We start from the raw sequence: 21,565 nt of genomic DNA, 5'->3' as shown, positions 1-21,565 counted from the left end.
TTTCGTCGATAAGTTGTTGCCGGGGTTTAGTAGACCTCGACGGCTTCCGATTTCATCTCATCGGTGAATTCGATGCCTGCCTTCTTGGCGGCATCTTCGTTCAGGTAGAGGTCGACCTCGGAGATAGTCTCCACCGGCATGGTTGCCGGCTCGGCCTCGCCCTTGAGCAGCTTCACGGCCATGGCAGCGGTCTGCTCGCCGAGCTTCTCGTAGTTGATGCCGTAGGTTGCGGTCGCGCCGCGCTTGACGGACTCGCCGTCAGCCGAAATGACCGGAACCTTGTTCTTCTGGGCAACCTGCAGCAGGCCTTCCAGTGCGGAGACCACGGCGTTGTCGGTCGGGACGTAGTACGCGTCGACATCCAGCGAGCTGGCGGCCTGCTGGACTTCGCTGGAGGCCGAGACGGCGGCTTCCTCAATGGTCAGGCCCAGGCCCTTGGCGGCTTCCTTGGCCATCTTCACCTGGACTGCGGAGTTCGCTTCGCCCGAGGAGTAGACGATGCCGACCTTCTTGGCATCCGGCACCAGGTCCTTGAGCAGCTGCAGCTGCTCATCGACCGGGTTCATGTCCGAGGTGCCGGTGACGTTTGCGCCCGGGGCTTCGTTGGAAGCAACCAGCTTGGCATCCACCGGGTCGGTCACAGCCGAGAAGAGCACCGGAACATTGGTGATCGCCTGGGCGGCTGCCTGTGCCGATGGGGTGGCTACTGCCAGCACCAGGTCGATATCCGAATCGGCGGCCAGCTTGCCGGCGATCGAGGTGTTGGTGGCCTGGTCGGTTTCGGCGTTGTTCTCGTCGTAGCTGATCTTCTCGCCCGTGTAGCCGGCTTCTTCCATGCCTGCCTTGAAGCCGGTGACCACTGCATCCAGCGACGGGTGCGAGACGAACTGGGAGATGCCGATCTTGACTGGTTCGTCGCCGCCTCCGGCGGCACCCTGTTCTCCGCTGCCGCCGCAGGCGGTCAGGGCCAATGCGCCAGCTGCTGCGATCGCAGCGAATTTCATGGCGGTGAAGCTCTTCATTGAAGTTCCTTTCAAAGTTCCCTTGCGAGTGATTCCCACCGATAGCGCGGATGCCAGGTTATGAAGCGCAACTGGTGCGCAGCATGCGGGAACCGTCCAGGCATCGCGACGATGATTACCCACGATCTTACATGTGAACGACCTCACCTTGCCTACAATCAAGGTCGTTTCCTAGACGATTGCCTCTTGATACCGATTCTGATGGACACAAACGATCCACTTCTGGCCGGAATCTGGAAGTTTTGTATTTGGCGGCCCGAAGTTGTCGACAATTGCTTGGACAATCTGAAAATTTGACTCCTGGACCCCTGCTTGCCGACCGCCTGGGTTATTGCATTTCTGCTGCCCGGCCAGGCTCCGGCCCGGCGGCCACCACGAAAATGCGGGGCGTGAATAGAATGGGAACATCATGGCGCTCAGCATTACGTATCCCGAAGCACTTCCCGTCTCAGCCCGCCGAGAGGACATCCTCGACGCGGTGCGCGAAAACCAGGTAGTGGTCATCGCCGGCGAAACCGGTTCGGGCAAGACCACCCAGCTTCCCAAGATGCTCATCGAACTCGGCCTGGCCGAGCAGGGCATGATCGGGCACACCCAGCCGCGCCGCCTGGCCGCGCGCACCGTGGCCGAGCGCATCGCCGAGGAGATGGGCACGACCATCGGCGAGGAAGTCGGCTTCCACGTGCGCTTCACCGGCGAGGTCTCGCGCAAGACAAAGCTGAAGGTGATGACCGACGGCATCCTGCTGGCCGAGATCCAGCGCGACAAGCTGCTGAAGAAATACTCGGCGATCATCATCGACGAAGCCCACGAACGCAGCCTGAACATCGACTTCCTGCTCGGCTACCTCAAGCAGATCATGCCCAAGCGCCCGGATTTGAAGATCATCATCACCTCCGCCACCATCGACCCGCAGCGCTTCGCCGCGCACTTCGGCAAACAGGATGCCAAAGGCGAACTGGTCCCTGCCCCGATCCTGGAAGTTTCCGGGCGCACCTTCCCGGTGGAGCTGCGCTATCGGCCGCTGCAGGCCGATCAGCCCATGGACGCCGACGAGGCGGCCGAGAACACCCTGGAGGAAGAGCGCGACCCGCTGGATGCGGTGACCGACGCGGTCAAGGAGCTGAGCGGCGAAGCGCCGGGCGACATCCTGATCTTCTTCTCCGGCGAGCGCGAAATCCGCGATGCCGCCGAAGCCTTGCGCGCCATGGTCACCGCCAACAAGCGCCTGCCGCGCTATGAGGTGCTGCCGCTGTTCGCCCGGCTGTCGCTGGCCGAGCAGCACCGGGTCTTCCACCCCGGCGGCGCCCCGCGCATCATCCTGGCCACCAACGTGGCGGAGACCTCGTTGACCGTGCCGGGCATCAAGTACGTGATCGATACCGGCACCGCGCGCATCTCCCGCTACTCGCATCGCACCAAGGTGCAGCGCCTGCCGATCGAGCGCGTCTCGCAGGCCAGCGCCAACCAGCGCTCGGGCCGCTGCGGCCGCGTCTCCGAGGGCATCGCCATCCGCCTGTACTCCCAGGAGGACTACAACTCCCGACCTGAGTTCACCGACCCGGAAATCCTGCGCACCAACCTGGCCAGCGTGATCCTGCAGATGATCTCCATGGGCGTGGTGGCCTCGGCCGCCGAAGTCGCCAGCTTCCCGTTCGTCCAGCCGCCCGAAGCCAAGGCGATCACCGATGGCGTGAACCTGCTGCGCGAGCTCGGGGCGCTGGGCCAGGACAAGTCGGCCAAGCTCACCGAGGTCGGCCGGAAGCTGGCCCAGCTGCCGCTGGATGTGCGCCTGGGCCGGATGATCGTCGAATCCGCGCAGCGCTCGGTCGCCAAGGAGGTGATGGTGCTCGCCGCCGGGCTGAGCATCCAGGACCCGCGCGAGCGGCCCAGCGAGGAGACCGGGCAGCGCGAGCGCGCCACCGAGCTGCACAAGCGCTTCGCCGACGGCAAGTCGGATTTCATCGCGCTGCTGAATCTGTGGGCCTATCTGCAGGAGCAGCAGAAGGAACTGTCCTCCTCGGCCTTCCGCCGGCTGTGCAAGGCCGAGTTCATCAACTACCTGCGCGTGCGCGAGTGGCAGGATTTGTTCACCCAGCTGCGCCAGCTGGCCAAGCCGCTGGGCATCACCGTGGCGGCCGCCCCGATCGAGCCGGCTGCCAACGAGGACGAGGTGCACAAGTCGCTGCTCTCCGGCCTGCTCGGGCACATCGGGCTCTATGACGAGCGCAAGCGCGACTACCAGGGCGCGCGCGGCACCCGGTTCGCGATCTTCCCCGGCTCGGGCCTGTTCAAGAAGTCCCCGACCTGGGTGATGTCCGCCGAGCTGGTGGAGACCTCGCGGCTGTGGGCGCGCACCAATGCGGCGATCGACCCCGCCTGGGTGGAGGAGCTCGCCCCGCATTTGCTCAAGCGCACCCACTCGGAGCCGCACTGGTCCAAGCGCAACGGCTCGGTGATGGGCTACGAGAAGGTCACGCTCTTCGGGCTGCCGATCGTCCCCCGCCGCCAGTTCCACTACTGGCGGGTGGACAAGGACCTGGCCCGCGAGCTGTTCATCCGCCATGCGCTGGTTGAGGGCGATTGGCGCACCCACCACAAGTTCTTCGCGAAGAACCGCGCGCTGCTTGAGGAAGTCGAGGAGCTGGAAACCCGCATGCGCCGCCACGACCTGCGCATCTCGGACGAGGACCTGTTCGCGTTCTACGATGCCCGGGTGGGTGCCGAGGTGTACTCCGAGCGGCACTTCGACCGCTGGTGGAAGAAGGCCCGCGCCGCCGACCCGGCGCTGCTGGACTTCGACCCCGAGGCGCTGCTGGCCGAAACGGACGCGGTGGACGAAACCGCGTTCCCGACCACCTGGAAGCTCAGCGGCATCCACCTGCCGCTGTCCTACGAGTACAACCCGGCAGCATCCGCCGGCGAGGGCGATGGCGTGTCGATCACCGTGCCGGTGGTGTTCCTCAACCAGCTCGATCCTGCCCGCTTCGCCTGGCTGATCCCGGGGCTGCGCCACGAGCTGCTCACCGCGCTGATCCGCTCGATGCCCAAGGCGATCCGCAAGAACTTCGTGCCCGCCCCGGATGTGGCGTCCAAGGCACTGGGGATGCTGGAGGCGGACTTCGATCCGGACACCGACGAGCTGGCCGAATCGCTCGCCCTGGTGCTGCGCCGGCTGCGCGGCATCGTCGTCGACCCAGCCTCCTTCGATTTCGCCGCGCTGCCTGCGCACCTGCGCTTCGGCTTCACGATTACCGACGGCTCGGGCAAGGTGCTCGGCCGCGGGGACGATCTGGCTGCGCTGCAGTACAAGTTCGCCGCCGCCAACCGCGCCGCACTGGCCAGCGGGGTCAACTCCCCCGGCTCGGCCGTGCCGGGCGCAGCCGTCAAGCCCGGGACCCCGGGGGCGGTGGCCTCCTCCTCGAAGCGGAAGCAGAAGGGCGCCAAGGCCGCCGGCTCCGCGGCCGCTGGCTCCGCTGCCACCGGGGCCTGGGACCAGCGCGGGCTGGATCACTGGCCGCAGCTGGAATCCGCCGGCGAGACCCTGGGCGATACGCTGCCGCAGAAGGTGAGCACCACCGTGATGGGCCAGCAGATTACCGCCTACCCGGGGTTGCTGGATACCGGGGACAAGGTGGACCTGACGGTCTTCCGCACCCAGGCCGAACGCGATGCGGCGCACCGCACCGGCGTGATCCGGCTGCTGATGCTGCGCCTGCCGCCAGCAGCGAAGTTCGTGATCTCGCACCTGAAGAACGCCGAGAAGCTGGTGTTCACGCAGAACCCGCACGGCTCCATCGAGAAGCTGATCGCCGACTGCACCATGGCAGCGGTCGACCAGCTGGTGCCCGAGCGGCTGCCGATGAACCGCGCCGAATTCGAGGCGCTGTTCGAAACCGTGCGCGCCGAGCAGATCGATACGGTCTTCACCATCACCGCGATCGTGGCGAAGGTGTTCGGCTCCTCCACCCGCATCGCCAAGGATGTGAAGAACACCAAGTCGCTGGCGATGTTCGCGGCGGTGAGCGATATCCGCTCGCAATTGGAGCAGCTGATCTACCCGGGCTTCATCGCCGCTACCGGCGCGCCGCACCTGATGCGCCTGCCACGCTACCTGCAGGGCATCGAGCTGCGCTTGGAGAAGTTGCGCGGCGGTGCGGTCACCCGTGATGGGCAGGCTTTGGCGATCATCCAGAAGCTGGAGGACGAATACGATGCCGCGCTGGACAAGGTGCCCGAGGGCGCCCGGGTGCCGGCCGGCTTGGCCCAGGTGAAGTGGATGCTGGAGGAAATGCGCATCTCGCTGTTCGCCCAGGAGCTGGGCACCGCCTACACGGTCAGCGAGAAGCGCATCCGCAAGGCGATCAAGGATTCGCTGGCGCAGCTATAGCGGCCAGGAAAGGATCCCGACATACACGGCGGTGCCGCCGAGCACGCTGGGCACCGCGTTGGACTTCAGCAGGTGCAGCCCCACGGTGGCCGCCAGCGCGGCGGCCACCGGCCAGGCCACTGCCGGATCCATGATGCCGGCGGGCAGCGTGGCAGCAATGAGCACTACCATGATGCCCAGCGGCATGCGCAGGGCGAGGTAGTTGATGACCCCGTTGCTGCGCAATTTGGCGATGAAGGCGAAGGGCAGCGCGCGCAGCCCGAAGGTCACGGCGGTGCTCGCCGCGCTGGCAGAAAAGAGGTACAGGTTTTCGGGCATTGCTTCCTTCTTCCTCGGCTGGCGCAGCGGCAGGCTCGCCGTCGCCGGCACCGGTGCGTCGGCGCAGCAGGTAGTCCACCGCCATTCCGGCCAAGGACAGCGGAATACTGCGGTGCGCCTTGAACGCTTCGATCGCCAGCACGGCGAATAATGCGGTCACCGCGAATTCCAGGCCCTTGATGGCTTCGGGGATCAGTGAGCCCAGCAGCGCCCCAGCCAGCACGCTGGTGGTCCAGCTTGCATGGAGCAGGCCCTGGATGGCCGTGATCCGCGTCGAGGAATAATTGTTCCGCTCTGCCTGCAGGGTCAGCGCGTAGGCCTCATCGGTCAGCGCGAACATGCTGTAGATCTTTGCGCCCTTGCCCCTGACGCGGAGCAGCCTCCCAAATGACCATGCGCAAGGTCCGCGGCTAGGCCGTCACAGGGCTGAAGGCCGGCTCAGGCCCCGGGCACGAACTGGCCGTGGCCGTCCTGGCGCAACCCCTCGCGCAGCGCCTGCGCGTTGTTCTCCATCGCCTGCGGATCCGGATTGTCGGCCGCCCGGGACAAATCGAAGTCGGCCAGCGAATTGGTCGGCCAGACATGCACATGCAGGTGCGGCACCTCGAAGCCGGCGATCATCAGCCCGGCGCGCTGCGCGGAGAACACGCGCTTCTGGGTGCGCCCGATCTTGGTGGCCACCAGCGTCAGGTGCGCCATCAGCTCATCGTCGGCGTCGGTGAACTCGTCGATTTCCACGCGCGGAACCACCAGCGTGTGCCCGTCGGACAGCGGCCCGATGGACAGGAACGCCACGCACTGCTCGTCCTTCCAGACGAAGCGGCCGGGAATTTCCCCGTTGATGATCTTGGTGAACAGCGTGCTCATTGCGGCCTTTCTGCGTTGATTGCTGAATTCTAGTGGCGGTGCTGCTCGTCGCTCGTGGCGACGGGCGCATCCGGGTAGGAGCAGTATTCCGACCAGCTGCCCGGGAACAGCGCCAGCTCGATCCCGGCGGTGGCCGCGGCCAGCACCTGGTGCGAAGCGGTGATCCCGGAACCGCAGTAGGCGGCCGAACCCGGCCGGTCAGCGCCCAGCTTCGCGAAGCTGGCCCGCAGCGCTGCGGGCGCGTGGAAACGCATCTGTGCGTCCAGGTTGTCGGTGGTGGGGCGATTGCGCGCGCCGGGGATATGCCCGGCCACCGGGTCCACCGGTTCCTCGATGCCCAGGTAGCGTGCGGTGGCTCGCGAATCAATCAGCGTCCCGGCCACCTGTCCCAGCTCGTCGTGCTCCACCACCGGCATCCGGCCCCAGGACAGAGACACGCTGCCCGGCTCGGCCTGCTCGTAGCCCAGCGCCAGCTGCCCGCCGGCGCCGGTCCAGGCGCCCAGTCCCCCATCGAGCACCTGCACGCGCTCGAACCCGGCATGGCGCAAGAGCCACCAGGCGCGGGCGGCGGCCAGCGCGCCGGCGTCGTCGTACACCACGACCTCGCTGCCGTCATCGATCCCCCAGCGGCGCGCGGCCGCTTCGAAGTCCGCCGGCAAGGGCAGCGGGTGGCGGCCGGTGTGCTCGCCCGGGGTCCCGGAGAGCTCCTTTTCCAGGTCGACGAACACGGCGCCGGGAATATGCCCGGCGGCGTAGTTCTGCGCGCCGTCATCGCGCCCGAGCACCCAGCGCACGTCAAGCAGCACCGGGTTCTGGCCTGCGTCCAGGATTTCGCGCAGCTGCGCGGCGTTGATCAAGGGGTTCATTGGCTGTGTCCTCCCAGCAGCTCGTCGAGTTCGTGTTCGGTTCCCGGTTCCGGGCGCAGATAGCTGCATCCCGCGCGCTGGGCAATGGCGCCGAGCTGGCGGTCGAAAAGGCCCAGCCCGTTGCCGTTGAGCAGCCCATCGTGGATCGGGATCCAGCACGCCGCATCCACCGCTACCGCGAAGTCGGCGGCCTCGGCCATCTTGCCCCAAGGGGCCATCACCGGCAGCAGCAGCACATCGGGCTTGGCCCCGATGGGAACCTGGTAGCTGTCGCCCGGGTGGAAGATTTCTTGCTGGCCGACCGCGCGGTCCCCCAGCAGGTAGCCCACATTGGCCACCAGCGGGATCGAATGGTGGATCGTGGCGTGGGTGCCGCCGAAAGTGCGGATGCGGATGCCGCCGACGATGAAATCGGCCCCGGCCCGCACCGCCACCACCTGGGCTTGGCTGGCCGGCGGTAGCTGCTCGCGCATTGCGTGCGCCAGCGCTTCGGGCGCGTAGAGCTCCAGGACGGGGTTCGCTTCCAGCGCGGCGGCAATGGCCGGCTGGTCTGCATGATCGGCATGCTCGTGGGTGATCAGCACGGCGTTGATGCCGTTGAATGCGTCGTCGAGCTGCGAGAACCCGCCCGGATCCAGCAGGACCTTGCCGTCGATCGTGCCCACTTCCACGCAGGAATGGCCCCTAAGTTTGATGCGCATATCCTTAGCGTAGGCTCAGCGCCCCGCCCATGCCAGAGCCAGACACGCATTGCGCCGCAAAGTTGGCTAAAATTGAGGGAAACCGCAGGTGATTGGCCCAGTTTGCTGGCTGGTCGCCGGTCCGCAACAACGTCAAGGAATGGTGCACGTCGATGTCCCAGCCAGAAACCCGGGTCACCAAGCAGCGCCTGGCCGTCACCGAGGCGCTGAGCGAGGTCGATGATTTCGCCACCGCACAGCAGCTGCACCGCTGGCTGCAGGATTCCGAGAAGAAGGTTTCGCTGGCCACCGTGTACCGCCTGCTGCAGTCCATGGCCGACGACGGCCTGGTCGATGTGCTGCGCAGCGGAGATGGCGAAGCCCGTTTCCGCCAGTGCGTTACCGAGGTCCACCACCATCACCTGGTCTGCCGCTCCTGCTCGAAGACCGTCGAGGTGCTCGCCCCGGCCGTCGAGCGCTGGGCCGCCCGCGTCGCAGCCGAGCACGACTTTTCCGATCCCGAGCACACCGTGGAGATCTACGGCCTCTGCGCCGACTGCCGAGCCAAGGCCGAGACCGGCACCAGCTCCGCCAAGTAGCCGTTTCAAGACCCGGGATCGGTTATCCCCACAAGAAAATATTCGAAGACATTTTCGAATAACGGGCGTATACTTATAGCATGTCCGAAGCAAAGGCGCACGGAAATGGCCTCGCACTCACCGCGGATCAGCCGGATTTGGAATCCCACCTGATCCAGCTGCAGAACGATCTGTCATGGCTCCAAGACCATGGCAGCAAAGCCGAATGCGCCCAAGCCATAGAATCCATCGAGGGCGTCATCTCTTCCCTGCGCTATGGCCAAGCTGGCCTGGCTCATCAGCTGGAGAAAGAAGTGCTGCGCGAGAATGAAGAGCGCGGCACCAATATCGATGACCAGGTCCGCGGAGCAGCCAGCCGGGTCGCCATCGCCCGCAAGCGGCCCCAAAACGGTTCCAGGAACTACTTGGTCAACTGCCGCATCCTCTTCGAAGACACGCCAAATATTGCCGCCGCATTTTCCCGAGGTGAATTCACCGAAGCGCAGATCCAGGCAATACTCACTCCGCTGCAGGATGTCCGGCCGCTGCGCCGCACCGAGTTCGATGAGATTTTCAGGCAGAATCCAGACATGTTCGAATCCATGGGGCCTAAGCGCATCAAGGAGACGGTCACCAACTTCACCGTCAAATACACCTCGGATCGCGAAGACAAGAAGCTCAAGGACTCCAACGCCCAGCGTTATGTCCGCTTCCGCAAGGACCGCGAAGAAGGATGCGTTTTCCTGCAAGCCCGTCTGCCCATTGTGGGCGGCACCGGTTTGCAGAAGACCCTGCGGGACCAATCGTTCAGGATCAAGTGCAAGGGCGACCCGCGCACGCGCACGCAGATCGAGGCCGACCTGCTGGCCCGCTACATGTTCTTCGATGAAAACAACGATCAGACGATCAACGTCCAGCTGGGGCTGATCATGACCGACAAGGCATTGTTCATGGGCGATCGGGAACCGGCCTATTTGGAAGGCTACGGCTTCATCCCTGCCCAGACAGCCCGGGAACTGATTGGCGGCCACCAAATCCCCAATGAGCTGACCTTCGAGGAAATGGAAGCCAAGCTCACCCCGGAAAATATTGAGCGGATCGAGGTAATGACCGAGATTACCCGCCTGTACACAGCACCTGGGGATCAGGAACTGATCACGATGGATTCCAAAGCCCGGATCTTCCCGCAAAAGCTCAAGAAGTTCATCAGGATCCGCGACCGGCACTGCCGAACCCCATTCTGCGATGGGCTGGTCGAGGAAACAGACCATGTCATCCAATTTGCCCGTGGCGGAGCGACCAGCGTTTCGAACTCATCGGGCCGTTGCGCCATCTGCAATAAGGCGAAGCAAGCCACCGGCTGGTACGAATACACCGCATTCAATGATCATCATTCGATGCTGATCTGCCCGGGCTCGGCAATGTCCTATCGCTCTACCGCGCCACCGGCAACTGGGTACGTGCATAAGCCCTTCCCGCAATTGATGTGCGATTCGAAGTGGTTCACCGGATTCAAGGAACGGCTCAGCCAACCCGATGGTCCAGATTTCACGCAAACATAGATGGCAGCGCGTGCTCCGTCGCGCTATTTCAGCGCACGAAGGCCATCCCCGGGCCTGACAACCCTCTAGCATGCTTGCCGCGGCCGGAGAGCAGCATCAGCAATTCAAGACGAGTGCCGGCGATCTGCGGGCCAATGCCCCAACGAAAAGTTTCGTCCTGGCTGCATAACTGCACTTTGTGTGCCAGTTCCTTGGCACCGCCAACGCCTTGAGGGGTGGCGGCCTGGTACTTGATCGCCAATTCCAGCGACATTTCGGGATAGTCCCGTTTCAAGCCCACGGCACGGCGGATATCCTCGCCGTGCGCGATTTCTTCGACCAATCGGCTGGCTACCGGCCCCGGCGGAGCATCGCGCAAACCAGCTACCTTCACAAGCTTCTGCAATGTGCCATCGGGAGTTGCGGATTTCTCTGCCGCCACTCCCTGATCGTTCTGGCGGTCAAAGTTGAATCCAGCCTTGGCCATCGCGATCAGCAGCCGGAAAATCGTTGCCCGCGCGTTATTGACTAAATGGGCGGCCACGTCATGGATGCTCCACCCGCTGCAGAGCGAAGGAGCCTCCCACTGATCCGCCGTCAATGTTCCCAGATCATCGATCAGGGCAAGGCGCTCGGCGTGGACCAATGGCCAGATTTCACTGGCAGGGATTTTGCTCATGTTCCACCTTGGGAGCATGGACTCCAGTTAGTCAAGCAAGCCCATGCCAGCCGACGCGCTCCAGGGACAGCAGCGCTATACCTGGTGCCGGCGCGGGGAACGCACCGCTTCGATTCCACGGCAGATCACATAGATAAGGAATGAAATCGTCGTGACATACGGGCTGATCGGCAAGGAACCTGCCAATGCCAGCAGGATGCCGCCTACGACAGCCAGTTCTGCGAACACGATGGAGAGCACGACCGTAGTAACCGGGTTGGAGGTCACGCGCATGGCGGCGGCGGCCGGGGTGATCAGCAACGCAAGCACCAGCAAGGCGCCAACCACTTGGATCGTCACGGCCACGGCCAACGCCAGAATCATCATGAAGACAATGGACAGGCCCGAGGTGCGCACGCCGCGGGCGTTGGCAACCACCGGATCCACCGAAGCGAAGGTCAAGGGGCGCCAGACAAGCAGCAGCACGATGACCACTACTGCCGAAAGGAGCAGCATTCCGTTCAGCTGCACATCATCCACGGCCACGATCTGGCCGGTCAGCAAGCCGAACTTGTTCGCGCTTCGCCCCTCATACAGCGACAGGAAAAGGATGCCCAAGCCAAGTCCGAAAGGCATGAGCACGCCGGTGATGGAGTTACGATCCCGGGCCCGGGTTCCGAGGATGCCGAGGATCAGGGCCGCGATCATGGAACCGAAGACTGAACCGGTCACCACGTCAGCGCCGATGAGCAAGGCGAACGCCGCACCCGCGAAGGACAGCTCCGCGATGCCGTGCACGGCGAAAGCCATATCGCGCATCATGATGAAAATCCCGATCAGGCCGCCGACGATGCCCAGGGCAGCGCCGGCGATCAGGGAATTGGTCACCAGCGGAAGCAGCAGCCCATAGTCCTGGAAATTGAATGCCTTCTCCAGAAGATCCGAAAAGTTCATATCCAGCTCCTACTTTCCGGTCTCGAGTTCGATGTCTTCAATGTGGTCATGCCCGTCGGCGGGCAAGGCCCGGGTTCCGTCGCCGGAGACCACCACGATGCGTCCGTTGACCCGGAGCACCGCGACCGGAGCGCCGTAAAGTTCGGTGAGCACGGAGGACTGCATGACTTCATCCACGCTACCCAGGTGGAAGCGCCCTTCGGCCAGGTACAGGACACGGTCGACGTACGGCAGGATCGGGTTGATCTCGTGCGTCACGAAGACCACGGCGCTCCCGCGCTCCACGGCCTGGCGGTGAATCACTTCGCTGATCGCCTGCTGGTGGTTCAGGTCAAGCGACAGCAAGGGCTCATCGCACAGCAGGACCCGAGGGTCGCTGGCCAATGCCTGGGCGGCGCGCAAGCGCTGCTGCTCGCCTCCGGAGAGATCGGACACCGCGCGGTCGGCGTAGCCGCTGGCGCCAACGAGCTCCAGCAGTTCATCGACTTTGCTGCGCACAGCCCGGCGGGCCATGCGGATCCCGGGCTTGGCGCCATCCACCCCCAGCGCCACCAGATCGCGGGCGCGCAACGGGACGTTGTCCCCAAAGGGGCGCTGCTGCGGAATCAGCCCGACGGCAGCTGATCCCCTGCGCACCGGCTCTCCGGCGATCGAGACGCGGCCGTGATTCAGCGCGGTGGTGCCGAGCATCGTGTTGATGAAGCTGGTCTTGCCCGATCCGTTGGGCCCCAGAACTGCAAGGAACTCCCCCGCCGCGATGGACAGGTCGAGTTGTTCCCAGAGCACGCGCGAGCCGAAGGCAAGGCGCGCGTCTTCGAATTTGACGATGGGGGTCTGAGTCATTGACTGCTTTCTGGATTGCGCTGGCTGCGGGTGGGCCGGCAACGAAAAACTGCGGCACCGCCATGGGTGCCGCAGTCAATCCTACCAGTTGCGAGTCATTCGCAATATGCGCGGAGGCGTGAGCTTCCGCTATTTTGCCTGTTTCTCGCTGCGAGGCGGGATAACGCGCTTTCGGGTGGTATCGGTGATCTCGCCAACCAGCACCTCGATGATGTCCTCCAGGAAGACGACGCCGAGGGTTGCCCCGTACTCGTCGACGACTGCAGAAAGGTGGTTGCCTTCCTGCCGCATCGCTTCGAGCGCCGCCTCGATTTCGGTGTCCTGCTCCAACCGGCCCAGCGGGTGCAATGGCAAGTCGAGCAGTGGCTGCGTGGAGTGCGCATCATCGATGAGCATCACGTCCTTGACATGCCAGTAGCCCACCGGAACATCGTTCTTGGTGATCACCATGCGCGAGAACCCGGTCTTGCCGACCTTCTTCTCGAACTCGCGTGCGGTGGTCTGCCCGTATTCCAGGGTGAACAGGTCATCCAGCGGAACCATGCAGCTGCGTGCGGTCACCGAGGAGAATTCCAGCGCCTTGGTCAATCGGGCGGCGTCGTCCTCATCCAGCGCGCCTTCCTCGGAGGAAGTATCGATGATCGAGCGGACTTCAGCGGCAGTGTAGGAACTGGCCACCTCGTCCTTCGGCTCGATGCCGAAGGCGTGCAGCACGAGGTTCGCCAGGCCATTGAGCGACGCGGTGATCGGCTTAAGCACCTTGGACAGGCCAACCAGCGGCATGGCCAGCAGCAGCACGGCCTTGTCTGCGATGGACACCGAAATGTTCTTCGGCACCATTTCGCCGAAGGTCACGTGCAGGAAGGTCACCAGGATCAAGGCGATAAGGAAGGCGACGGAGTCCGCGGCGGATTCGGCCATGCCGATCTTCATCAGCGGCTCGGCCAGCAGGTGGTGGATTGCCGGCTCGGAAATATTCAGGATCAGCAGCGAGCAGACGGTAATGCCCAGCTGGCATACCGCGAGCATGATCGACACATGCTCCATGGCGTACAGCGCAACCTTCGCCCGCTTGTTGCCTTCGTCGGCCAGCGGTTCGATCTGCGAACGGCGTGCACTCATCACCGCGAATTCACCGGCGACGAAGAACGCGTTGCCGGCCAGCAGCACAACCAGCCAGACCAGGCCCATGAAGTCATTCATTGCCTTCCTCCTTCGCTGTGGTTGCTGGTTCGAATCGGACCTGGGCGATGCGGCGGCCGTCTAGCTCGGTCACGGTAAAGGTGCCATGCTCGGTCACGACCTGGTCGTTGAGCTCGGCCAAGCGGCCCAGTTCGGCGAGCATGAAGCCGCCGATGGTCTCGTACGCCGATTCCTCCGGGATCACGTCGCCATCGAAGTTCTCGTTGATTTGGTCCGGACGGTACATGCCCGGGAACAGCCAGTTGCCATCGGGCTGGGTGACTGCTTCTTCCTCGTCCTCGTCGTGCTCATCGGACACTTCGCCGACTATTTCCTCGACCAGGTCTTCAAGGGTGACCAGCCCGGCGGTTCCGCCGTACTCGTCCATCACAATTGCAACCTGGTATTCGGCGGCGCGCAGCTGCTCGAGCAGCACGTCCAGGTGGATTGTTTCCGGCACGTACAGCGCATCGCGGGCGAACTCGCCGACCTGCAGTGCCGCGCGGCGTTCACGGGGCACCGAGACAATCGCCTTGACATGGCAGATGCCCTGGATTTCATCGGTGGATCCGGTGGTGACCGGGAAACGCGAGAAGCCGGTGTCGGCGCTGACTTCGATCAGCTCGGACAGGGCCGCCTCGGAATCGATGGTGGACATCGAGGTGCGCGGGGTCATCACGTCGGCAGCGGTGCGCTCGGAGAATTCAATGGTGGATTGCACAAAGCGCGCGGTCTGCACATCCAGGGTGCCCAGCTGGGCCGAACGGCGCACCAGCGACGCCAATTCCTGCGAGGAACGGGCCGCGGAGATTTCCTCCTTGGCTTCCAGCCCGAAGAACTTGCGCAGGACCATGTTGGAAAAGCCGTTGAGCACGATGATCGCCGGCTTGAAGACGGCGGTGAAGACCAGCTGCGGGCGGGCCAGCAGCTTGCCGACCGCCATGGCCTTGGCGATCGCCATGTTCTTCGGGACCAGCTCGCCGATGAGCATCGACAGCAAGGTGGCAACGACCATCGAGACGACAACCGCGATGGCCAGCGAGCTTGCGGCGGGAATGCCCAATTTTTCCATCAACGGCTCGAGCAGCGCGCTCATCGCCGGTTCAAGCACATAGCCGGTCAGCAAAGTGGTCAGCGTGATGCCCAGCTGGCAGCTGGAGAGCTGGGTGGAGAGGGAGGTCAAGCACTGCAGCAGCGGCTTGGAGCCGCGCTCGCCATTGTTGACGGCGTTCTGGACGGTGCTTTTATCCAGTGCGACCAAGGAGAATTCCACGGCCACGAAGAAGCCGGTGCCGAGAATCAGCAGCAGGCCGAAGAGTATTGAGAGCCATTCCATAGGTGCTTACCGCCGCCTATGCACTGGCGTGCAAAGTTCAGTTTCAGTGCCGATCTGGCGGCAACTAGAAGGCTCCAAACGGGAGGCGGAACTTCCTGAACATGGACTGTTGTGGCCGGCACTGCGCCCGTGGGCGGCACACCGGCTTGGAGAGTGAGATTCCATAGTGCGCATCAGTCTATCGAACGAAGTGCCGTTGCGCACGACTTCGACACATGCTCGTTCAGCGGTGCCGCGGATACGCTGAACGGCATGTTATGCGCGCCACTTTCGTGAGATTAGATACGTGCCGTGGCCAAGTGGGAGAAAAAGTCACTAGACTGGTGCGCAGGTCTAGAAATCTTGTGGGTCGCAGTGGTCGTATCACGTCCTCGAAAGACCACCGGCTCAAGCTAGAACAACGTAGAAATCAGGGAAGAGGCGTTGCACGTGCCAGAGCAAGCACACCACCGGCTGACTGAAGAGTTTGGTGGAAACGAGTGGCTAGTAGACGAGCTGTTCGAACAGTATCTCGTCGACAAGAACTCGGTAGATAAGAAATGGTGGGATATTTTCGAATCTCTCGCCGCCGAAAAGAAGGAACCCGCAGCACCGGCAGCGCAGCCGGCACCAGCAGCGGCAGCCGCGGCAGCACCATCTGCCAACGGGCAGGGCGCACCACGCGCCGCCGCCCAGGCCCGTGCCACCGAACCAGCGCCGGCTGCCACGGCAGCACCAGCTCCGGCCGCTGAAGCCAAGAAGGCTGAGCCAGCTCCGAAGACTGCCCCGATCCCGGCACAGGCCCCGAAGACCACGCCGTCCACCGAACTTTACGGCGAGGAGAAGCGCACCCCGCTGCGCGGGCCGATGAAGGCCATCGCAACCAACATGGACGCCTCGCTCACCGTTCCTACCGCCACCACCGTGCGTGCCGTGCCGGCCAAGGTGATGATCGACAACCGCATTGTCATCAACAACCATCTCAAGCGCGCCCGCGGCGGCAAGATCTCCTTCACTCACCTGATCGGCTTCGCCGTGATCCGTGCGCTGAAGCAGATCCCGTCGATGAACGTCACCTACGACGTGATCGACAAGAAGCCGACCGCGATCCAGCCGGCCCACGTGAACTTCGGCATCGCCATCGACATGCCGAAGCCCGATGGCACCCGCATGCTGGCCGTGCCGAACATCAAGGCCGCCGAGACCCTGAGCTTCAACGAATTCTGGGCCACCTACGAAGATTTGATCAAGCGCGCCCGCGGCAACAAGCTGACCGCTGACGACTATGCAGGCACCACCGTCTCGCTGACCAACCCGGGCGGCATCGGCACCGTGCACTCGGTGCCCCGCTTGTCCAAGGGCCAGGCCGCGATCATTGGTGTCGGCGCACTGGAATACCCGGCCGAATACCGCGGCTCCTCGGAGAAGACCGTGGCCCGCCTGGGCATCGGCAAGCACATCACCCTGACCTCCACCTACGACCACCGCGTCATCCAGGGTGCAGGTTCGGGCGAGTTCCTGAAGCTGGTCGAGTCGCTGCTGCTGGGCGAGCAGGGCTTCTACGACGAGATCTTCGAGCAGCTGCGCATCCCTTACGAGCCGGTTCGCTGGGCCGTCGACAACCAGGTCGACATCGACCTGCAGGTCAACAAGGTTGCCCGCATCCAGCACCTGATCAACTCCTACCGCGTGCGCGGCCACCTGATGGCCGACACCAACCCGCTGGAATACGTCCAGCGCAAGCACCCGGACCTGGACATCAAGTCCTACGGCCTGACCCTGTGGGACCTGGACCGCGAATGGCTGGCCGGCGGCCTGGGCGGCAAGGACCGTGCGCTGCTGCGCGACATCCTCGGCGTGCTGCGCGATGCCTACTGCCGCACCATCGGCACCGAGTACATGCACCTGCAGAACCCGGAAGAGCGCGAATGGTTCCAGGCGAAGCTGGAATCCGGCTACGCCAAGCCAAGCCGCGAAGAGCAGCTGCGCATCCTGAGCAAGCTGAACTCCGCCGAGGCCTTCGAGACCTTCCTGCAGACCAAGTTCGTCGGCCAGAAGCGCTTCTCGCTGGAAGGCGGCGAATCGCTGATTCCGCTGCTGGATGCGATCATCTCCGACGCCGCCGACGAGCAGCTGGACGAGGTTGCGATCGGCATGGCCCACCGCGGTCGCCTGAACGTGCTGACCAACATCGCCGGCAAGACCTACGCACAGGTCTTCCGCGAATTCGAAGGCACCGCCACCCCGGGATCGGTCCAGGGCTCAGGCGATGTGAAGTACCACCTGGGCACCGAGGGCTCGTACACCTCGGACGCCGGCAACCAGACCAAGATCTACCTGGCTGCCAACCCATCGCACCTGGAAGCGGTCGATCCGGTGCTCGAGGGCATCACCCGCGCCAAGCTGGACCGGCTGGAGCAGAAGAACACCGTGCTGCCGATCCTGGTCCACGGCGACGCCGCCTTCGCAGGCCAGGGCGTGGTTTCCGAAGTGCTGGCAATGAGCCAGCTGCCGGGCTACAAGACCGGCGGCACCGTGCACGTGATCGTGAACAACCAGATCGGCTTCACCACCGCGCCGAGCTCCTCGCGCTCCTCGGTCTACGCCACCGACGTGGCCCGCACCGTGCAGGCCCCGATCTTCCACGTCAACGGGGATGACCCGGAGGCAGTGGTGCACGTGGGCCAGCTGGCCTTCGAGTACCGCCAGAAGTTCGGCAAGGACGTCGTCATCGACCTGGTGTGCTACCGCCGCCGCGGCCACAACGAGGGCGACGACCCGTCGATGACCCAGCCGATCATGTACAACCTGATCGAAGCCAAGCGCTCCACCCGCAAGCTGTACACCGAGGCCCTGGTCGGCCGCGGCGACATCACGCAGGAAGAAGCCGAGAACGTGCTGGCCGAGTACAAGGAGAACCTGGAGCGCATCTTCGCCGAGACGCATGCCGCCCAGACCTCCCCGATCCCGATCATCACCCCGGGCTCGACCATCAACGACCTGGAGAAGCCATTCGCGCAGGCCGCCGACGAGAACACCGTAGACGGCGCCCGCGGCTCGTCCATCTCCGAGCAGACCCTGGCCAAGATCGGTGCCGCCCACCTGGACATCCCAGAAGGCTTCACCATGCACACCAAGCTGAAGTCGCTGCTGGAGCGCCGCGAGAAGATGTCCCGCGAAGGCGGCATCGACTGGGGCTTCGCAGAGCTGGCAGCCCTGGGCAGCTTGACCATGGAAGGCGTGCCGGTCCGCCTGGCAGGCCAGGACTCGCGCCGCGGCACCTTCGTGCAGCGCCACGCAGTCTTCCACGACCGCGAGAACGACAACGAGTGGTACCCGCTGAAGGGCCTGTCCGAGGACCAGGCTCCGCTGTGGATCTACGACTCGCTGCTCTCCGAATACGCCGCCCTCGGCTTCGAGTACGGCTACTCGGTAGAGCGCCCGGATGCGCTGGTCATGTGGGAAGCGCAGTTCGGCGACTTCGTCAACGGCGCGCAGACCGTGATCGACGAGTTCATCTCCTCCGCCGAGCAGAAGTGGTCGCAGTCCTCCTCGCTGGTCATGCTGCTGCCGCACGGCTACGAAGGCCAGGGCCCGGACCACTCCTCGGCCCGCATCGAGCGCTTCCTGCAGCTGTGCGCGGAGAACAACATGGTCGTGGCCCAGCCGTCCACCGGCGCCAACCACTTCCACCTGCTGCGCCGCCAGGCCTACGCCCGTCCGCGCAAGCCGCTGATCGTCTTCACCCCGAAGCAGCTGCTTCGCCTGAAGGCAGCCGCCAGCGCCGTGGAGGACTTCACCACCGGCGGCTTCCGCGAGGTCATCGGCGATGCGTCGATCACCGATGCGAACGCCGTGGACAAGGTGCTGCTGTGCTCGGGCCGCGTGTACTACGACCTGCTGGCAGCACGCACCAAGGCGAACGACACCAAGACCGCGCTAGTGCGCGTCGAGCAGCTCTACCCGGCTCCGGCCGAGCAGATCGCCGCCGAGCTGGCTAAGTACCCGAACGCCGAGGTTTCATGGGTCCAGGACGAGCCTGCGAACCAGGGCCCATGGCCGTTCTTCGGCCTCTACGTGGTGCCGCAGCTGGATCGCAAGATCAAGCTGGTTTCGCGCCCGGCATCGGCCGCCACCTCGGCCGGTACCGCCAAGCGCCACGAAGCAGAAAACGCAGTGCTGATCCAGCAGGCTTTCGCCCGCTAATCGGCATCGGCTGAACGCTGCTGGCCAACTGTGCCGGCGAACCTCCGGGGTTTGACCCCGGAGGTTCGCCGGCACAGCGCTTTAACCCCGGCACCGGATTTTCGCAGGGAATTGTGGGGTTCAACCACTGGGCGCCTCCCCCGATGCCGGCGATCCGACTGCTAAGGTGGGGATCGATTCATCATTTTGAGCCAACGAAAGGTCGCCCAGTTGGAGTTACGCACAATCCGCATTACCGCAATCGGAGATGAGCTACTGGCCGGACATGGCGACCCGCGAGGCCTGGGCTGGTTCGGCAGGGTCTTGGCCCGCACCCAGGATCCGGCGCTGCGCCTGCAGTCCTTCGTGCTGGCCGCACCGGCCGAGGGATCCGAGTCGCTGGCCGAGCGCTGGCTGGGCGAAGCCTCCCGCCGCTTCAGCGACCAGTACGAAAACCGCCTGGTCATCGCACTGTCCGACCGCGACGTCGATCTGGACGTCACCACCGCGCGCAGCCGGTTGAACCTGGCCAACATCCTGGATTCGGCCTCGCAGATGAACATCAAGGCGCTGCTGGTCGGCCCGGCCCCCGGCCTGGACGATGCGCGCAACCAGCGCGTGGCGGAGCTGAACCGCGTGTACTCGGATGTGGCGCTGCGCCGCAACCACCACTACGTCGATACCTTCACCCCGCTGCGTTCCCATGCCCAGTGGCGTGCGGACCTGAACGCCTCCGGCGGCGTGCCCGGCCAAGCCGGCTACGGCCTGATGGCCTGGCTGGTGCTGCACCGCGGCTGGTATTCCTGGCTGGACTTGCCCGAGCCGGGCGATAGCTGAGCCGGTCCGGTCCGTTAGGAAAATGGGCCGGAAGTGTGAAAGACTATGAGCCGGCCCGAATTTTCGGGAAGTACTATTGATCCCTCTAAGGAGTCACCATGTCGAAGCGCGCTCGTAAGCGTCGCGATCGCAAGCGTGGCGGTGCCAACCACGGCAAGCGCCCAAACAGCTAAGCGAAGCGAATATGAAAAGAACCCCGTACCCTTCGAGATCTTCTCGAAAGATGCGGGGTTTCTCTTTGCCTTGCTAGCGGTGCCGGGCTAATGGCCCGACTCCACGCGGATCTGTGAAATCCGCGCAATGATGCTAGCCTTCAGGGTCTGCGGGGCATGCTCCTGGCAGCTGCGGCGCACCACCGAGCGGATGATGCACTCCAGATCATACTGCTCGGTGCATTCCGGGCAGCCTTCCAGATGAGACTTGACCTCCTTGAGGTCATCGAGCGTCAGCGCGCCGTCTAGGTACTCGTAGATGCGGACGATGCGGTCATCGGCGCAATCACCCAATGAATTGCAATCCATCCTATTTCGCTCCTCGTTCGGCCTTGGCGGCGCTCTTGCTCTGGGTGCCGGTGGCGATCCCGCGATCCGCGGCGTAATCCGCCAGCAATTCCCTCAAATTCTTTCGTCCACGATGCAACCTGGACATCACGGTGCCCATCGGCACGCCCAGGATCTCGCTGGCTTCCTTGTAGCTGAAGCCCTCGACATCCACGAAGTACACGGCCATGCGGAAATCCTCGCCGATCGACTGCAGCGCGGCCTTCACATCCGAATCCGGAAGATGGTCCAGTGCTTCGGCCTCGGCCGAACGCAAGCCGGTCGGCGAATGCTCCATAGCCTGGGCCATCTGCCAATCCTCGACCGTGTCGGTGGAGGTGCGCAGCGGTTCGCGCTGGCGCTTGCGGTACAGGTTGATGTACGTGTTGGTCAGGATCCGGTACAGCCACGCCTTGAGGTTGGTGCCAGGCTTGTACTGGTGGAACGCGGAATAGGCCTTGGTGTAGGCCTCCTGCACCAGATCTTCGGCATCCGACGGGTTGCGCGCCATGCGCAGGGCAGCCGAATAGAGCTGGTCCACGTACTGCATCGCGTCACGCTCGAAGCGTTCGCGGCGCTGCTGTTCGGACTCAGAGGCCGCATCGGGCAAATTCTCGTCCACGCTCTCGTTATTCATCACTGCCGAGTCTACGCGTTCAACCGGCTTTGTGCGCGCGCCAGCACGGGCCCGGGCCAGGCGTGGGGCCTCTGCCAGTGCGCAGGCGGTGCCGCCGGCACTTGAAGTGTCCTGTCGTATCGTCACACTGGGCATAACCAACGGGGCGCAAAC

The 21,565-nt window shown here is 64.1% G+C and carries 19 protein-coding genes; 7 read left to right on the top strand and 12 right to left on the bottom strand.

Features of this window, described 5'->3' with window-relative positions; all coding sequences use genetic code 11:
* Window positions 1-26 precede the first annotated feature (26 nt).
* Entirely contained in the window at window positions 27-1,022 is a 996-nt protein-coding gene (locus ACLQ8T_RS06525) for an ABC transporter substrate-binding protein (protein WP_073707650.1), read from the bottom strand.
* Between the two features lie 409 nt (window positions 1,023-1,431).
* On the opposite strand from ACLQ8T_RS06525, the gene hrpA reads away from it, so the two are divergent.
* Window positions 1,432-5,412 carry an ATP-dependent RNA helicase HrpA gene (gene hrpA, locus ACLQ8T_RS06520; RefSeq protein ID WP_413456107.1) on the top strand — a complete coding sequence of 1,327 codons (3,981 nt, stop codon included), beginning with the start codon at window positions 1,432-1,434 and terminating at the stop codon, window positions 5,410-5,412.
* On the opposite strand, the gene ACLQ8T_RS06515 is transcribed toward hrpA, so the two are convergent.
* Window positions 5,407-5,730, bottom strand: coding sequence for an AzlD domain-containing protein (locus ACLQ8T_RS06515; RefSeq protein ID WP_413456106.1), 324 nt, complete (start codon window positions 5,728-5,730; stop codon window positions 5,407-5,409). The genes hrpA and ACLQ8T_RS06515 overlap by 6 nt on opposite strands.
* A gap of 119 nt (window positions 5,731-5,849) precedes the next feature.
* On the opposite strand from ACLQ8T_RS06515, the gene ACLQ8T_RS06510 reads away from it, so the two are divergent.
* Window positions 5,850-6,014, top strand: coding sequence for a hypothetical protein (locus tag ACLQ8T_RS06510; RefSeq protein ID WP_413456105.1), 165 nt, complete (start codon window positions 5,850-5,852; stop codon window positions 6,012-6,014).
* A gap of 154 nt (window positions 6,015-6,168) precedes the next feature.
* Here the strand turns inward: ACLQ8T_RS06510 and ACLQ8T_RS06505 are convergent, their stop codons facing one another.
* Genes ACLQ8T_RS06505 through ACLQ8T_RS06495 form a run of 3 tightly spaced genes read right to left on the bottom strand, consistent with a single transcriptional unit; the run spans window position 6,169 to window position 8,164 of the window.
* Window positions 6,169-6,597 (bottom strand): HIT family protein, encoded by a 429-nt coding sequence (locus ACLQ8T_RS06505; RefSeq protein WP_204721580.1) that lies wholly within the window; start codon window positions 6,595-6,597, stop codon window positions 6,169-6,171.
* A 29-nt stretch (window positions 6,598-6,626) separates the two neighbouring features.
* Window positions 6,627-7,463 (bottom strand): sulfurtransferase, encoded by an 837-nt coding sequence (locus ACLQ8T_RS06500; protein ID WP_413456104.1) that lies wholly within the window; start codon window positions 7,461-7,463, stop codon window positions 6,627-6,629.
* Window positions 7,460-8,164, bottom strand: a complete 705-nt coding sequence (locus tag ACLQ8T_RS06495; protein ID WP_413456103.1) for an MBL fold metallo-hydrolase — start codon at window positions 8,162-8,164, stop codon at window positions 7,460-7,462. The genes ACLQ8T_RS06500 and ACLQ8T_RS06495 overlap by 4 nt, the downstream gene beginning before the upstream one ends.
* Window positions 8,165-8,316: 152 nt before the next feature.
* On the opposite strand from ACLQ8T_RS06495, the gene ACLQ8T_RS06490 reads away from it, so the two are divergent.
* Together ACLQ8T_RS06490 and ACLQ8T_RS06485 are read left to right on the top strand one after the other, a co-directional pair.
* A complete protein-coding gene (locus ACLQ8T_RS06490; protein ID WP_066137597.1) occupies window positions 8,317-8,742 on the top strand; it encodes a Fur family transcriptional regulator in 426 nt (141 codons plus the stop codon).
* An 80-nt stretch (window positions 8,743-8,822) separates the two neighbouring features.
* The gene (locus tag ACLQ8T_RS06485) at window positions 8,823-10,283 is read left to right on the top strand and encodes an HNH endonuclease (protein WP_413456102.1); all 1,461 of its coding nucleotides are present in this window, start codon (window positions 8,823-8,825) and stop codon (window positions 10,281-10,283) included.
* Window positions 10,284-10,311: 28 nt separating this feature from the next.
* Here the strand turns inward: ACLQ8T_RS06485 and ACLQ8T_RS06480 are convergent, their stop codons facing one another.
* The 5 genes from ACLQ8T_RS06480 to ACLQ8T_RS06460 form a co-directional block, all read right to left on the bottom strand.
* Window positions 10,312-10,941 (bottom strand): maleylpyruvate isomerase family mycothiol-dependent enzyme, encoded by a 630-nt coding sequence (locus tag ACLQ8T_RS06480; protein ID WP_038990430.1) that lies wholly within the window; start codon window positions 10,939-10,941, stop codon window positions 10,312-10,314.
* Window positions 10,942-11,016: 75 nt separating this feature from the next.
* Window positions 11,017-11,874, bottom strand: coding sequence for a metal ABC transporter permease (locus ACLQ8T_RS06475; RefSeq protein WP_413456101.1), 858 nt, complete (start codon window positions 11,872-11,874; stop codon window positions 11,017-11,019).
* Window positions 11,875-11,883: 9 nt separating this feature from the next.
* Window positions 11,884-12,717 (bottom strand): metal ABC transporter ATP-binding protein, encoded by an 834-nt coding sequence (locus ACLQ8T_RS06470; protein WP_204721570.1) that lies wholly within the window; start codon window positions 12,715-12,717, stop codon window positions 11,884-11,886.
* Between the two features lie 129 nt (window positions 12,718-12,846).
* Window positions 12,847-13,920, bottom strand: a complete 1,074-nt coding sequence (locus tag ACLQ8T_RS06465; protein ID WP_204721568.1) for a hemolysin family protein — start codon at window positions 13,918-13,920, stop codon at window positions 12,847-12,849.
* Complete coding sequence (locus ACLQ8T_RS06460) at window positions 13,913-15,235, bottom strand: hemolysin family protein (RefSeq protein ID WP_413456100.1); 1,323 nt, start codon at window positions 15,233-15,235, stop codon at window positions 13,913-13,915. Before ACLQ8T_RS06460 ends, ACLQ8T_RS06465 begins: the two co-directional genes overlap by 8 nt.
* Before the next feature lie 429 nt (window positions 15,236-15,664).
* On the opposite strand from ACLQ8T_RS06460, the gene ACLQ8T_RS06455 reads away from it, so the two are divergent.
* The 3 genes from ACLQ8T_RS06455 (at window position 15,665) to ACLQ8T_RS06445 (ending at window position 20,409) form a co-directional block, all read left to right on the top strand.
* Window positions 15,665-19,420: a multifunctional oxoglutarate decarboxylase/oxoglutarate dehydrogenase thiamine pyrophosphate-binding subunit/dihydrolipoyllysine-residue succinyltransferase subunit gene (locus ACLQ8T_RS06455; RefSeq protein ID WP_204721564.1), complete on the top strand. Its 3,756-nt coding sequence runs from the start codon at window positions 15,665-15,667 to the stop codon at window positions 19,418-19,420.
* Window positions 19,421-19,630: 210 nt separating this feature from the next.
* A complete protein-coding gene (locus ACLQ8T_RS06450; protein WP_204721562.1) occupies window positions 19,631-20,236 on the top strand; it encodes a GDSL-type esterase/lipase family protein in 606 nt (201 codons plus the stop codon).
* 98 nt (window positions 20,237-20,334) lie between these two features.
* Window positions 20,335-20,409 carry a 50S ribosomal protein bL37 gene (locus ACLQ8T_RS06445; protein ID WP_369299107.1) on the top strand — a complete coding sequence of 25 codons (75 nt, stop codon included), beginning with the start codon at window positions 20,335-20,337 and terminating at the stop codon, window positions 20,407-20,409.
* Between the two features lie 87 nt (window positions 20,410-20,496).
* On the opposite strand, the gene rsrA is transcribed toward ACLQ8T_RS06445, so the two are convergent.
* Both rsrA and ACLQ8T_RS06435 read right to left on the bottom strand, forming a co-directional pair.
* Window positions 20,497-20,757 carry a mycothiol system anti-sigma-R factor gene (gene rsrA / locus ACLQ8T_RS06440; protein WP_038990421.1) on the bottom strand — a complete coding sequence of 87 codons (261 nt, stop codon included), beginning with the start codon at window positions 20,755-20,757 and terminating at the stop codon, window positions 20,497-20,499.
* Window position 20,758: 1 nt separating this feature from the next.
* The gene (locus ACLQ8T_RS06435) at window positions 20,759-21,547 is read right to left on the bottom strand and encodes a sigma-70 family RNA polymerase sigma factor (protein WP_413456381.1); all 789 of its coding nucleotides are present in this window, start codon (window positions 21,545-21,547) and stop codon (window positions 20,759-20,761) included.
* Window positions 21,548-21,565: the final 18 nt, after the last annotated feature.

The sequence above is a fragment of the Glutamicibacter sp. FR1 genome (assembly GCF_047300825.1).
GTDB classification, from domain to species: domain Bacteria; phylum Actinomycetota; class Actinomycetes; order Actinomycetales; family Micrococcaceae; genus Glutamicibacter; species Glutamicibacter nicotianae.
This window is presented reverse-complemented; position numbering and strand designations above follow the sequence as displayed.

Bases quoted from the DNA above. Each gene is read 5' to 3' on its own strand.
- ACLQ8T_RS06525 (WP_073707650.1), bottom strand. From the start codon at position 1,022: ATGAAGAGCTTCACCGCCATGAAATTCGCTGCGATCGCAGCAGCTGGC.
- hrpA (WP_413456107.1), top strand. From the start codon at position 1,432: ATGGCGCTCAGCATTACGTATCCCGAAGCACTTCCCGTCTCAGCCCGC.
- ACLQ8T_RS06515 (WP_413456106.1), bottom strand. From the start codon at position 5,730: ATGCCCGAAAACCTGTACCTCTTTTCTGCCAGCGCGGCGAGCACCGCC.
- ACLQ8T_RS06505 (WP_204721580.1), bottom strand. From the start codon at position 6,597: ATGAGCACGCTGTTCACCAAGATCATCAACGGGGAAATTCCCGGCCGC.
- ACLQ8T_RS06500 (WP_413456104.1), bottom strand. From the start codon at position 7,463: ATGAACCCCTTGATCAACGCCGCGCAGCTGCGCGAAATCCTGGACGCA.
- ACLQ8T_RS06495 (WP_413456103.1), bottom strand. From the start codon at position 8,164: ATGCGCATCAAACTTAGGGGCCATTCCTGCGTGGAAGTGGGCACGATC.
- ACLQ8T_RS06490 (WP_066137597.1), top strand. From the start codon at position 8,317: ATGTCCCAGCCAGAAACCCGGGTCACCAAGCAGCGCCTGGCCGTCACC.
- ACLQ8T_RS06485 (WP_413456102.1), top strand. From the start codon at position 8,823: ATGTCCGAAGCAAAGGCGCACGGAAATGGCCTCGCACTCACCGCGGAT.
- ACLQ8T_RS06480 (WP_038990430.1), bottom strand. From the start codon at position 10,941: ATGAGCAAAATCCCTGCCAGTGAAATCTGGCCATTGGTCCACGCCGAG.
- ACLQ8T_RS06475 (WP_413456101.1), bottom strand. From the start codon at position 11,874: ATGAACTTTTCGGATCTTCTGGAGAAGGCATTCAATTTCCAGGACTAT.
- ACLQ8T_RS06470 (WP_204721570.1), bottom strand. From the start codon at position 12,717: ATGACTCAGACCCCCATCGTCAAATTCGAAGACGCGCGCCTTGCCTTC.
- ACLQ8T_RS06465 (WP_204721568.1), bottom strand. From the start codon at position 13,920: ATGAATGACTTCATGGGCCTGGTCTGGCTGGTTGTGCTGCTGGCCGGC.
- ACLQ8T_RS06460 (WP_413456100.1), bottom strand. From the start codon at position 15,235: ATGGAATGGCTCTCAATACTCTTCGGCCTGCTGCTGATTCTCGGCACC.
- rsrA (WP_038990421.1), bottom strand. From the start codon at position 20,757: ATGGATTGCAATTCATTGGGTGATTGCGCCGATGACCGCATCGTCCGC.
- ACLQ8T_RS06435 (WP_413456381.1), bottom strand. From the start codon at position 21,547: ATGCCCAGTGTGACGATACGACAGGACACTTCAAGTGCCGGCGGCACC.